The 12,426-nt window shown below is 47.3% G+C and carries 14 protein-coding genes and 1 tRNA gene; 12 read left to right on the forward strand and 3 right to left on the reverse strand.

The genetic code is table 11. From position 1 onward, the window contains the following. Window positions 1–14: 14 nt before the first annotated feature. The 4 genes from ABDB98_RS04460 to rpsN all read left to right on the forward strand — a co-directional run bounded on the left by ABDB98_RS04460 (window position 15) and on the right by rpsN (window position 3,462). Window positions 15–1,004 carry an aliphatic sulfonate ABC transporter substrate-binding protein gene (locus tag ABDB98_RS04460; protein WP_438421477.1) on the forward strand — a complete coding sequence of 330 codons (990 nt, stop codon included), beginning with the start codon at window positions 15–17 and terminating at the stop codon, window positions 1,002–1,004. Next, the gene (locus ABDB98_RS04465) at window positions 1,001–1,837 is read left to right on the forward strand and encodes an ABC transporter permease (RefSeq protein WP_438422110.1); all 837 of its coding nucleotides are present in this window, start codon (window positions 1,001–1,003) and stop codon (window positions 1,835–1,837) included. Before ABDB98_RS04460 ends, ABDB98_RS04465 begins: the two co-directional genes overlap by 4 nt. Window positions 1,838–1,862: 25 nt before the next feature. Further along, complete coding sequence (gene ssuD / locus ABDB98_RS04470; RefSeq protein ID WP_198698587.1) at window positions 1,863–2,999, forward strand: FMNH2-dependent alkanesulfonate monooxygenase; 1,137 nt, start codon at window positions 1,863–1,865, stop codon at window positions 2,997–2,999. 193 nt (window positions 3,000–3,192) lie between these two features. Continuing rightward, window positions 3,193–3,462, forward strand: a complete 270-nt coding sequence (gene rpsN, locus ABDB98_RS04475; protein WP_438421478.1) for a 30S ribosomal protein S14 — start codon at window positions 3,193–3,195, stop codon at window positions 3,460–3,462. A gap of 20 nt (window positions 3,463–3,482) precedes the next feature. Here the strand turns inward: rpsN and ABDB98_RS04480 are convergent, their stop codons facing one another. Continuing rightward, window positions 3,483–3,950, reverse strand: a complete 468-nt coding sequence (locus ABDB98_RS04480) for a hypothetical protein (RefSeq protein WP_438421479.1) — start codon at window positions 3,948–3,950, stop codon at window positions 3,483–3,485. Next, the gene (locus tag ABDB98_RS04485) at window positions 3,947–4,150 is read right to left on the reverse strand and encodes a helix-turn-helix transcriptional regulator (RefSeq protein WP_003155407.1); all 204 of its coding nucleotides are present in this window, start codon (window positions 4,148–4,150) and stop codon (window positions 3,947–3,949) included. Before ABDB98_RS04485 ends, ABDB98_RS04480 begins: the two co-directional genes overlap by 4 nt. A 190-nt stretch (window positions 4,151–4,340) precedes the next feature. Here ABDB98_RS04485 and ABDB98_RS04490 point away from each other — a divergent pair. Then, window positions 4,341–4,414 (forward strand) — tRNA-Gly (locus ABDB98_RS04490). Between the two features lie 90 nt (window positions 4,415–4,504). Here the strand turns inward: ABDB98_RS04490 and ABDB98_RS04495 are convergent. Next, a complete protein-coding gene (locus tag ABDB98_RS04495; protein ID WP_438421480.1) occupies window positions 4,505–5,128 on the reverse strand; it encodes a hypothetical protein in 624 nt (207 codons plus the stop codon). A gap of 84 nt (window positions 5,129–5,212) precedes the next feature. Here ABDB98_RS04495 and queG point away from each other — a divergent pair, with 84 nt between their 5' ends. The 7 genes from queG (at window position 5,213) to prkA (ending at window position 12,323) form a co-directional block, all read left to right on the forward strand. Beyond that, window positions 5,213–6,373 (forward strand): tRNA epoxyqueuosine(34) reductase QueG, encoded by a 1,161-nt coding sequence (gene queG, locus ABDB98_RS04500; RefSeq protein ID WP_438421481.1) that lies wholly within the window; start codon window positions 5,213–5,215, stop codon window positions 6,371–6,373. 76 nt (window positions 6,374–6,449) lie between these two features. Continuing rightward, the gene (locus tag ABDB98_RS04505; protein WP_438421482.1) at window positions 6,450–7,361 is read left to right on the forward strand and encodes an amidase domain-containing protein; all 912 of its coding nucleotides are present in this window, start codon (window positions 6,450–6,452) and stop codon (window positions 7,359–7,361) included. Window positions 7,362–7,397: 36 nt separating this feature from the next. Then, the gene (trmL, locus tag ABDB98_RS04510; protein ID WP_101605566.1) at window positions 7,398–7,880 is read left to right on the forward strand and encodes a tRNA (uridine(34)/cytosine(34)/5-carboxymethylaminomethyluridine(34)-2'-O)-methyltransferase TrmL; all 483 of its coding nucleotides are present in this window, start codon (window positions 7,398–7,400) and stop codon (window positions 7,878–7,880) included. A gap of 128 nt (window positions 7,881–8,008) precedes the next feature. Continuing rightward, window positions 8,009–8,641 carry a YhbD family protein gene (locus ABDB98_RS04515; RefSeq protein ID WP_060963225.1) on the forward strand — a complete coding sequence of 211 codons (633 nt, stop codon included), beginning with the start codon at window positions 8,009–8,011 and terminating at the stop codon, window positions 8,639–8,641. Continuing rightward, window positions 8,632–9,345 carry a polymer-forming cytoskeletal protein gene (locus ABDB98_RS04520; protein ID WP_438421483.1) on the forward strand — a complete coding sequence of 238 codons (714 nt, stop codon included), beginning with the start codon at window positions 8,632–8,634 and terminating at the stop codon, window positions 9,343–9,345. Before ABDB98_RS04515 ends, ABDB98_RS04520 begins: the two co-directional genes overlap by 10 nt. Window positions 9,346–9,356: 11 nt before the next feature. Beyond that, on the forward strand, window positions 9,357–10,067 hold the full coding sequence (locus ABDB98_RS04525; protein WP_438421484.1) for a hypothetical protein: 711 nt from the start codon (window positions 9,357–9,359) through the stop codon (window positions 10,065–10,067). A gap of 360 nt (window positions 10,068–10,427) precedes the next feature. Beyond that, entirely contained in the window at window positions 10,428–12,323 is a 1,896-nt protein-coding gene (prkA, locus tag ABDB98_RS04530) for a serine/threonine protein kinase PrkA (RefSeq protein WP_016938434.1), read from the forward strand. Window positions 12,324–12,426 lie beyond the last annotated feature (103 nt).

Here is a 12,426-nt window from a genome sequence, read left to right on the forward strand (position 1 = left end):
AAGGACGAAGCAAAGTGAAAAAAACCATCATTCTTTTAGCCGCAGCAGTCATGATGTTAGCCGGATGCAGTGCCGACGGAGCAGGAGGGAGCGGGAAAACGGTGAAAGAAATCCGGATCGGCATCCAGCAGAGTTTAAGCCCGCTTCTCATTGCCAAGGAAAAAGGCTGGTTTGAAGAAGCCTTCAAAAAAGACGGAATAAAGGTAAAATGGGTCGAATTCCAAAGCGGTCCCCCGCAATTTGAAGGTCTTGCCGCCGATAAGCTTGATTTTTCCCAGGTCGGCAATTCACCGGTCATTTCCGGCCAGGCGGCAGGAATTGATTTTAAAGAGATCGGGCTGTCCCAAGACGGGTTAAAGGCAAACGGCATTCTCGTAAACAAGGGCAGCGGAATTAAGAGTCTGAAAGAGTTGAAAGGGAAAAAAATCGCCGTAGCCAAAGGCAGCAGCGGCTTTGATTTTCTTTATAAAGCTTTGGATAAAGCCGGACTTTCCGCCGATGACGTCACCATCATTCAGCTTCAGCCTGATGAGGCGGTTTCCGCTTTTGAAAACAAATCAGTTGATGCATGGTCGATTTGGGAGCCGTATTTGTCGATTGAAACGCTGCAGCACGGGGCGGAAATATTAGCGAACGGAGAGAGCACGGATTTATATTCTCCGGGTTTCACGTTAGTCAGGACCGGATTTTCCAAGGAGCACCCGGATGAGGTTGTCCGTTTTCTGAAAGTGTTCAATAAAGCAGTCACATGGCAAAAGGAACACAAAGAGGAAGCTGTCCCTTTATATGCGAAAATCAAAAATCTTGATCCCTCAGTCGTCAGAAACGTGCTCAACAATACAGAGCCTCTTAATCAACCGATTAATGATGATATTGTCAAAGCCCAGCAGAAAACCGCTGATTTTCAATATCAAACAAAAGCGATTCATAAGAAAATCAATGTAAAAGACGTTGTCGACAATTCATTTATCAAAAAGGCGCTTGAAACGGAGGGCGGCAAATAATGAAAGCAGAAGCATCAACGGTTCCCGGCACATTGAGCCAATCAGAAAAGAAAGCTGCGGCAAAGTCCCGGCGGTATTCATACCAATGGATGAAAGGGGTTGTACTCCCGGCTGCGGTTATCGCGGTATGGCAGTTTATCGCAAGTCTGGGCATCGTCTCGGCAACGGTGCTCCCGTCACCTGTCGTCATTTTACAGACTTTTCAGGAACTTCTTCTGTCAGGCGAGCTTTGGGGCCATTTAGAGATCAGCTTATATCGGGCGGCTGCCGGATTTCTGCTTGGTGCGGGCCTCGGGCTTGTTTTCGGGCTGCTGGTCGGGTTCTCAAAACGGACGGAAGCGTATCTCGATCCGTCTCTGCAAATGCTCAGGACGGTTCCGCACTTAGCGGTGACCCCGCTGTTTATTTTGTGGTTCGGATTTGATGAGACATCAAAAATTCTGCTGATCGCATTGGGGTCTTTTTTCCCTGTATACATTAATACGTTTCTCGGAATCCGCAGCGTGGACGCAAAGCTGTTTGATGTCGCCCGGGTGCTGGAATTTAACTGGTATCAGCAGATGGCGAAATTGATTCTTCCGGCGTCTCTGCCGAATATCCTGCTCGGCATCCGGCTCTCTCTCGGTATTGCGTGGCTCGGCCTTGTGGTGGCGGAACTGATGGGATCGAGCGCGGGCGTCGGCTATATGATTATGGATGCGAGACAATTTTCACAGACAAATAAGGTGTTTGTCGGCATTATCATTTTTGCGGCTGTCGGCAAGCTGACGGATGCATTGGTCAGAATGCTCGAACGGAAACTATTAAAATGGCGGAACAGTTATGAAGGGTAGCCTATTTAAAAAAGGAGAGATTCATATGGAGATTCTTTGGTTTATTCCGACGCATGGAGACGGACGGTATTTAGGGACGCAAACGGGAGGAAGAACCGCCGATCATCTTTATTTTAAGCAAGTGGCACAGGCGGCAGACAGACTCGGGTATACGGGAGTTCTGCTGCCGACGGGGAGATCATGTGAAGACCCATGGCTTACGGCTGCGGCTTTAGCGGGTGAAACGAAAGATTTAAAATTTTTAGTGGCGGTCCGTCCGGGACTGATGCAGCCATCTGTCGCCGCGAGAATGGCATCGACAATGGATCGGCTGTCAGACGGCCGTCTGCTCGTAAATGTCGTAGCGGGCGGAGATCCTTATGAGCTGGCGGGAGACGGGATGTTTATCAGCCACGATGAGCGCTATAAGGCGACTGAAGAATTTTTGACCGTATGGCGCGGACTCATGCGGGGAGAAACGGTGACATATGAAGGGGACCATATCAAAGTGGAAAACAGCAATCTGCTGTTTCCGCCAAAACAGGCTCCGCATCCGCCATTATATTTCGGCGGTTCATCACAGGCGGGAATTGAGGCTGCGGCGAAACATACAGATGTGTATTTAACATGGGGGGAGCCGCCGGAGCAGGTAAAGGAAAAGATTGAAACCGTCAAAAAACAGGCTGCCCAAGAAGGAAGGACAATGCGCTTTGGCATCAGGCTTCACGTGATTGTCCGGGAGACTGAGGAAGAGGCATGGAAAGCGGCAGAACGATTAATCAGCCATTTAGACGAAGAGACGATTGCGAAAGCGCAGGCTGCACTCCGGCGCGCTGATTCTTCAGGACAAAAACGGATGGCCGATCTTCATAACGGCGACCGGACGAAGCTTGAGATCAGCCCGAATCTCTGGGCCGGCATCGGGCTGGTCAGAGGCGGAGCGGGCACGGCGCTTGTCGGTGATCCCCAGACCGTCGCTGATCGAATTTTAGAGTACCGGGCACTCGGCATTGAGTCGTTTATCTTTTCAGGCTACCCGCATCTTGAAGAAGCTTATTATCTGGCTGAACTCGTGTTTCCGCTTCTGCCGTTTCAAAACGAACGGACGAAAAAGCTTGAGCGCAGACTGGGCGAAGCAATGGGCAACGACCATTTTGCAAGAGGGAACAAAGCGACAGTCTGATGACACCATAAGGTGGATAATTGCCGGCGGGCGCTTTCTGCTGTTTAATTTCCGGGGAAATGCCGCTGTCTGATGTGAAACTGGCAAAAAGGAGGCGGGTAAATACCCGCCTTTGATGCGCCTAGCTTGCACGATGATCATATGGATGATACGATATAAAACGTAATTATTACGATTTAAAAGGAGTGCTGGAATGGCTAAAAAATCAAAAGTGATCAAAGAGCTCAAGCGGCAGAAGCTTGTTGAACAATATGCGGACATCAGAAGAGAATTAAAGGCAAAAGGAGACTGGGAAGCGCTGAGCGAACTGCCGCGTGATTCTGCTCCGGCCAGACTTCATAACCGCTGTACGGCGACGGGACGGCCCCGCGGATATATGAGAAAATTTAAACTGTCCAGAATCGCGTTCAGGGAGCTGGCCCATAAAGGCTGGGTTCCCGGAGTGAAAAAAGCGAGCTGGTAACATAAAAAACTCCGGATCTGTCATGAACCGGAGTTTTTGCCGTGCTTATGAAATGTGAAAACATAAGCCAAATGCTGAATCATCATCAGAATGAAAATCAAAAGAATCGGAAAAAAGGGAAGATGCGGCTGAATCAGCGGATAAAACAAAAGCAGAACGGCGGCTGCCGGCAATGAGAAGTAAACGGCAATATACGAGGAACGGCAGGCTTTAGCGGTCATCATCCGTTCTCTTTCATCCTGTTCCTCAAATTCATCGGGCACAAGCCTGTGCTTTTTGCCGTCCCGTTTTTTCTTTTCAGTATAGATATATAATACGGCACAAAGGGTAAACAGCAGAAACGGCGTGATGTTCAGCTCAAATGAATTGTTCCCCTCCGTCTGGAAAAACTGAGCGATACGCGGCACTGCTTCCATAATGGAAATAAGCGTCCAGCAGGCCAATCCGTAGAGTGCAAGGTGAAAACACGCTTTTCTTTTTAAACTCATTTTTTCTCCTCCTCCAGCCAGAATACTTCCTCCATCGGCAGGGAGAAAGCCCGGCAGATATTAAGCGCCAATAAGAGTGATGGCACATAATCTCCTTTTTCAATCGCCGCAATCGTCTGTCTGGTGGCTCCGGCTTCTTTTCCGAGCGTTTCCTGAGAATAGCCGAATCTGGCTCTCAGCTCTTTTACTTTATTTTTCATCATCAGGCGTACCTCAAGTTTTCTTCTTTTTTATATTGTATGGTATTCTTGACAAAATGTAAACCTAACTTAACATGTGGACAAAAAAAGAATTTTTTTCGACAAATTTTTTAACATTCCCTTGACGAAAAAAAAATATGCATGTAATATTAGAAACATCAAATCGGTGCTGACAAAAAAGCATTTTGATGCGGGTGTAGTTTAGTGGTAAAACCTCAGCCTTCCAAGCTGATGTCGTGAGTTCGATTCTCATCACCCGCTCCATACATACGTTATTAACGCAGTGTTTCGTTTCTCTGATAAACGAAGTATTGCGTTTTTTTATGTGAAAAAAGACACGGAAGGCGTGTCTTTTTATGAAAGCCAAGAGACGGTATGTGTGCCTCCGTGAATTTGTTCAAACATTTTGGTTAAGGATGTTAACAGCTCATCTGCCGCGTCGGCATGAATTGAAGGCGGGAAAAAGATCAGCTGCAGCATGTTCTTTGTGCCGGCTGTTACAGGGCGGGTGTTGATTTGTCCGGTAAGGCCGCCGAAAATGCCGCCAGAGTCGGAGAAAGCCAGTACGTGTTCTTTTTCTCCGATTGTGATTGAAATCGGTTCATTCATCTTTGCGGCGTCATACGCCATGATGGGCAATGAATATTTCAAGGAGAAAAAAAGTATGGTATCATGGGCTGAATTCACACTTTCGATGAAGCGCTCCCGGGAAATATCGCCGAGCATAAGCTCCATCGGCGTTTTTTGTCCTGAAAAGGCGGGACTGAGCTGTTCCATCATACGCGCCCATTCTTTCACAAAAGGCTGTTCATCTATGCCGCCGTCAGCATAATCAAAGTAAAGCGATTCTTGAAATAAACGGAGGCGGCCTTTCAGCATTTGCGGGGCAGGCCCGACTTCAATCTGTTCATATAATACGGCTGCCGCTTTGATCCCCGGCACCCGTTCAGCAATAAGAGGATCTAAACTGATGTTCAACTGTGTTCACTCCATTTCGGGATGCTAAAACTCTATTATACCCGTGCGGGAGCCTGATCACAAAGAAAGGAGGCTGTGCAAAAAATGAATATTCATAAATTGAAAGAGGAATTAATCGAATACGCCAAAAGCATCGGAGTCGACAAAATCGGGTTTACGACGGCTGATACGTTCGACAGTCTGCGGGACCGGCTGATTCTTCAGGAATCACTCGGCTATTTATCCGGGTTTGAAGAGCCTGATATTGAAAAACGGGTCACTCCGTCTTTGCTTCTGCCGAAAGCCAAATCGATCGTCGCCATCGCCCTTGCTTATCCTTCCAAAATGAAAGATGCGCCGAGGAGCACGAGGGACGGCCGTCGCGGCATTTTTTGCAGAGCTTCCTGGGGGAAGGATTATCATGACGTGCTGCGCGAAAAGCTTGATCTGCTGGAGAAATTTCTCCAAAGCAAACATGAGGATATCCGCACGAAGTCAATGGTCGATACGGGAGAATTGTCCGACAGGGCCGTGGCGGAACGGGCGGGAATCGGTTTCAGCGCCAAAAACTGCATGATCACCACACCTGAATACGGTTCTTACGTCTATCTCGCTGAAATGATCACCAATCTGCCCTTTGAACCGGATGTGCCGATTGAAGATATGTGCGGATCGTGCACAAAATGTTTAGACGCGTGCCCGACCGGCGCGCTCGTTAATCCCGGACAGCTTAATGCCCAGCGCTGTATTTCATTCCTGACCCAGACAAAGGGGTTTTTGCCGGATGAATTCCGCACGAAAATCGGAAACCGCCTGTACGGCTGCGACACGTGCCAGACGGTCTGCCCGATTAATAAGGGGAAAGATTTTCATCTTCATCCGCAGATGGAGCCCAACCCGGAAATCGCCAAGCCGCTGTTAAAGCCGCTTCTGACTATAAGCAACCGGGAATTTAAAGAAAAATTCGGACATGTATCCGGTTCGTGGCGCGGCAAGAAACCGATTCAGCGAAATGCCATTTTAGCATTGGCTCATTTCAAAGATGCTTCTTCTCTCCCCGAATTGACGGCTTTGATGCACCAAGACCCGCGCCCCGTCATCAGGGGAACGGCCGCCTGGGCCATCGGAAAAATCGGTGATCCGGCATATGCGAAGGAATTAGAAAAAGCGCTTCACAAGGAGCGGGATGAGGAAGCCATACAGGAAATAGAAAAGGGGCTTGAGCTGCTTTCGGTTTCTGATAAGACTAAAACCGGCCCGTCCTGACATATGTATAGAGAAAAAGCACTTGGCGTGAGTTCAGGTGTTTTTTCTTTATAAAACAGTATGGTGGGTGGAGCGCTTGAAGCATATTATTGAAGACTTAGCGGAGGCCCGGCTTCATTATTTAGTCAACGGAACCGAGATGAGGCACAATGGGCAGGCCGGCGATCTTGAGGTCCTGACGAGAAAAAAAGAGCTGTTTGAAAAACGGAAAGTTGACATCGTTAAAGCGAAAGCGAAAGCCGTCATTGTCAAAAGCAGTCTTGAGGATGACGGCACGTTATGCGTCATGTACACCATTCATTTCGAATATTTGTGCAAGGAGCAGGACGGGCATCTTTATTTAGAAGAGCAGGTTGAGGAACGGAATGCTTTTCTCTATGACCAGCTGCTGATTAAAGATCGGGAAATAAAGAAAAAACCGGCCGGATTTTCTGACGGAAACAGCGTAATCGAATATGAGCGGAGTGAACGGGAAGATTTCGGGCGGGCATTTCAATACGACCGTCTGGCTGCCGTTCAGTACGCGGAAAAGTTTTGGAATAAACGAAATCCTGCTTATAAAAATTTCGGCGACAACTGCACAAATTTTATTTCCCAATGTTTACATGCCGGAAAAGCGCCGATGCGGGGGCATCCGAACAGAGGCTCAGGCTGGTGGATGAAGGAAAGCTCATGGAGCTACAGCTGGACGGTCGCGCATTCCATGAAGATGTATCTGGCCCAATCCAAGGCCGGGCTTCGCGCGGTGCAGGTGTCAAGCGCCGAGGAGCTTATGCCCGGAGATGTGATTTGCTATGATTTTGAAGGTGACGGCCGTTTTAATCATACGACGATCGTGGTCGCAAAAGATAAAAGCAATATGCCGCTCGTCAATGCCCAAACATATGACAGCAGAATGAGATATTGGTCATATGAGGATTCAACGGCATATACTCCTTCCATCAGATATGCGTTTTTTCATATTACGGATGATACGACAAAAGAGTAATTAATGATATAATGGTGGGCGGAATAAAAAACAGAGGTGAACATCGTGGCATTACATGTCGTTTTATATCAACCCGAAATCCCGGCCAATACGGGAAATATCGCACGTACTTGTGCGGCAACAGACACAACGCTTCATTTGATCCGCCCGCTCGGATTCTCAACCGATGATAAAATGCTGAAGCGCGCCGGACTCGATTATTGGGAGTTCGTCAACGTCGTTTATCATGATTCATTGGATGAATTATTTGAGGCATATGAGAACGGAAAGTTTTTCTTCATTACAAAATTCGGGCAAAAGCCGCATACATCGTTTGACTACTCAAATACGGAGGAAGACTTTTTCTTCGTATTCGGCAGAGAAACGAGCGGACTTCCGAAAGAATTGATCGAAAACAATATGGACCGCTGCCTGCGTCTACCGATGACCGAGCATGTGAGATCATTAAACCTGTCCAACACTGCCGCGATTCTTGTATATGAAGCGCTGCGCCAGCAAAATTACAGAGATTTGACATGAGAAAAAACCGCCCGGATTCGGGCGGTTTTTTTATTGAATGCAGCGGGGATTCATACAATGTTATATGTATAGGCTTAACAAACGTAACAGTGTTATGTTACAATGTGTTCATCGAAGGAGCTGGATTTATGGAGGAACAACTGATTTCTAAAAAAGAATTGCTTGAAGAAACATCAATCTCATACGGACAGCTGTATCGCTGGAAGCGGAAAAATTTAATTCCTGAGGAGTGGTTTATCCGAAAATCAACGTTTACAGGCCAGGAAACATTTTTTCCGAGAGCGGAAATCTTAAAACGCATCTCAAAAATACAGAAAATGAAAGAAAATCTGTCTCTGGATGAAATGAGGGAAATGCTGTCTCCGCAAATGGCTGATGTCGATATATCGTCTGCGGAGCTGCTTCAAAAAGGGTTGATTTCAAAGGCCGCGCTGCAAGTTTACGGAGAAGACGGCGTGACATTCACGTCCCGGGCGCTGCTGTCTTTATATGTGCTTGAAAGGCTTTTGCAGTCGGGCAATATCAGTCTTGAAGAAGGAAAAATGGCGGCAGAGGTGCTGAAAACGTATGAGGCTTCTGAGCTGAAAGCAAATACAGAGCTCGTCATGCTCCGAAAACTCGGCGTAACGACGTGCTTCATCGCTGACGCGGAACATATTCTGTTTGAACCGTCTGTCAAAGTGGCTGAACGAGTGGCGCTTGCTGCGGCATCAGAAGAATTAAAAACAAAATGGATGCAGGAGGACCATCAATGGATGTAACAGATAAATTAGTCATTAACGGTTCAGGAAGTTCAAAAGGAGGCCGTTTTCATACGGTGGAGATCAACGGAAGCGGCACGGTGTCAGGTGACGTAGAGTGCACGAGCCTTTTGTTTAACGGCAGCGGTAAAACAGACGGAAATGTCAAAACGCAAACGCTGACGATCAGCGGTTCGGGGAAAATTTCCGGCAGTGCCGAAGCCGAATCCATCCGAATCAACGGAACGGGTGTCATTAAAGGTGATGTCAAAACGAAGCGGCTGAACGTCGCGGGATTTTCATCTTTCGGCGGCGGTGTGAAAGCTGATGATATTTTCATATCCGGGAAAGCCGGGATTGAAGGGGATTGCGAGACAGAAACGTTCCGTTCGGAAGGCAAATGCAAAATCGGAGGCCTGCTGAACGCCGATGACGTCAATATTAAGCTGGCGGCGGGCGAGAGCCGGGTGAAAGAAATCGGCTGCCGTCATTTAAAGGTGATGAGCAGAAAAAGCGTGCTTGCGCGGTTTAAGCTGATGCCGGCCCCGGTGCTGACCGCGGAGCTGATCGAAGGTGACATCATTGAATTGGCGGACACGCACGCGAAGACAGTCCGCGGAAATTCTGTGCAGATCGGCGCAGGCTGTATCATTGAGACGGTGGAATACAGCGGAGATTTTACATGTGATCCTTCAGCTTTAGTAAACAAAGCCGTAAAAATATAGGAGGAGCTTCAGTGGACACAACAAAAAAATTGAGTCATTTAAAAATGTACGGAGCCGGACACGCCGCCGGGGGCTCCTACGAGAATGTAAGCATTAAAGGAGAAGGCATTGTGGGCGAAGGACTTCAAAGCGAGCGCTGCCGGATATTCGGTACGGGGCGTTTTCTCGGAGATGCCGAAATTAATCGGCTGAAAATTTTCGGGGAACATGAAACTGATGGAGATTTATCGGCACGTTCCGCAAATGTGATCGGCACGCTGAAAATCGGCGGCTCCATGCGTTTCACCACGCTGAGGCTGAAAGGACTTGCAGACATTTCCGGCGGGGCCGCGGGAGAGCAGTGTCATATTAAAGGAAGTCTCACCGTCGGCGGTGATTGCGAAACAGAGCAGCTTCATGTAACAGGCTGTATCAATGTGGCGGGATTGTTAAACGCGGGAGACGTCAATATCCATTTGCGTTATGACCGAAGCAACGTGAAGGAAATCGGCGGTACATCGATCACAGTCAGGCGGAAACCCGGTTTTCTGAAACGGAAAGCCGGCATGCTTTCGGCTGAATTGATCGAGGGAGATACGATTTACCTCGAATACACGGAAGCGGACATCGTCAGAGGAAAGCGTGTGGAAATCGGCCCGGGCTGCAAAATCGGAAAAATCGAGTATCAAACAAGCTGCAAAGCCCATGAAAAATCAACTGTCCAAGAACACATTCAAATGTGAAACATTGTTATGTTGTACAGGAAAGGGTGCTCTTCATAAGGAGCACCCTTTTTGCCGTTATTCGTTTTCAGGTTTGCTGTCGTAACCCGCCGTAAAAATGGATACTAAAAAAGTGAGAATGACCCCCAGTAAGATGATCGTTTTCATCATTTCTCCTCCTCTTTGCTTTTCCATTTGATGTCCGAGTCTGGATGAAACTGTATTTCTTTCATTATGAACGGTGCACCAGACCCTTGTCAATGACCGCCTTTGAGCCGCCTTTATTTTTAAGAAACGAAAAGCATGTATTATCACGTCACCGCATAGATTGTAACAAAGTACCTTATTTCTAGTGCATTAACCATGATAGAGGAGGTTCTTATGGATATATTAAAGAAAATTGAAAAGTACAGAGAGGAAGAGCAGCGTCTCAAATGGGAAGGGACGTTCGCTGATTATTTGGAGATCATAAAAGAAAATCCATTGGTCGCGCAGTCTGCTCATTCTCGCGTTTTTAATATGATAAAAGACAGCGGAATCGAGGAGGATGACGGGAAAAAGACATACAGTTTTTTCTCGCGGGAACTGTTCGGCCTTGAAGAATCTCTGGAACGGCTCGTGGAGGAATACTTTCACCCGGCTGCCAAGCGGCTCGATGTAAGAAAACGGATCTTACTATTAATGGGGCCTGTCAGCGGCGGGAAATCAACCCTTGTCACCATGCTGAAAAAAGGGCTTGAAGCCTACTCGTTGACAGACAACGGGGCAGTTTACGCCATCAAAGGCTGCCCGATGCATGAAGATCCTCTCCATCTCATTCCCCATCATCTGCGCGAAGACTTCTACAGAGAATACGGGATCAGAATTGAGGGAAGCCTGTCTCCGCTTAATGTCATGCGGCTTGAAGAAGAATACGGCGGCAGAATTGAGGATGTAAAGGTTGAACGCATTTTCTTCTCGGAGGATAAGCGTACCGGAATCGGAACCTTCAGCCCGTCTGATCCGAAATCACAGGATATCGCCGATTTGACGGGGAGCATTGATTTTTCAACGATCGCCGAATACGGCTCGGAATCAGATCCGCGCGCTTATCGGTTTGACGGTGAATTAAATAAAGCGAACCGCGGAATGATGGAGTTTCAGGAAATGCTGAAATGCGATGAAAAATTTCTGTGGCACCTTCTGTCACTCACACAGGAAGGGAATTTTAAAGCCGGACGGTTTGCGCTCATCTCAGCCGACGAATTGATTGTTGCGCATACGAACGAAACGGAGTACCGCTCGTTTATCGCCAATAAAAAAAATGAAGCCCTTCACTCCAGAATCATCGTGATGCCTGTTCCTTATAATTTAAAGGTGTCCGAAGAAGAACGGATTTATGAAAAAATGATTTCGGAAAGTGATGTTTCTGACGTTCACATCGCCCCCCATACATTAAAAGTGGCCGCGATGTTTTCTATTTTGACCCGGCTGAAGGAACCGAACCGGTCTGATATTGATCTCGTTAAAAAAATGAGGCTCTATGACGGAGAAAGCGTTGAAGGTTACAATTCCGTTGATCTGGAGGATATGAAGAAGGAATTCCATGATGAAGGAATGAGCGGAATTGATCCGCGTTATGTCATCAACCGTATTTCCTCAACGATTATCAGAAAAAATATGGAATCCATCAATTCGCTTGACGTGCTGCGTTCCTTAAAGGAAGGACTCGATCAGCATCCGTCCATTTCCGCTGAGGACAAAGAGAGGTATATGAATTTTATTTCCGCCGCCAGGAAAGAGTACGATGACATCGCCAAAAAAGAGGTGCAGAAGGCGTTTGTTTATTCATATGAAGAATCCGCGAAAACACTCATGGATAATTATTTAGATAATGTGGAAGCGTACTGCAACAAAAATAAGCTCCGCGATCCGCTGACGGGTGAAGAAATGAACCCTGACGAAAAGCTGATGAGATCCATTGAAGAGCAGATCGGCATTTCGGAAAACGCCAAAAAAGCATTCCGCGAAGAAATTTTAATCCGCATATCCGCTTATGCAAGAAAAGGAAAACGCTTCGACTATAACTCACACGAAAGACTCCGCGAAGCGATTCAGAAAAAGCTTTTCGCAGACTTAAAAGATGTGGTGAAAATTACGACCTCAACCAAAACGCCGGATGAGCAGCAGCTTAAAAAGGTTAATGAGGTAGTGGCGCGGTTAATAGATGAACACGGCTATAATTCGACAAGCGCAAATGAACTGCTGAAGTATGTCGGAAGCCTGCTCAACCGCTGATGCTTGATTGATGAAAGGCCCGTCCGTATAAGGACGGGTTCTTTTGTCTATATTTCGAAATTGTTTGTCAATTGAAAAGTCCGTCCGGCATAAGATAAGAATA

Origin of the sequence: Bacillus siamensis (assembly GCF_051628075.1) — a bacterium.
Taxonomy (GTDB): domain Bacteria; phylum Bacillota; class Bacilli; order Bacillales; family Bacillaceae; genus Bacillus; species Bacillus siamensis.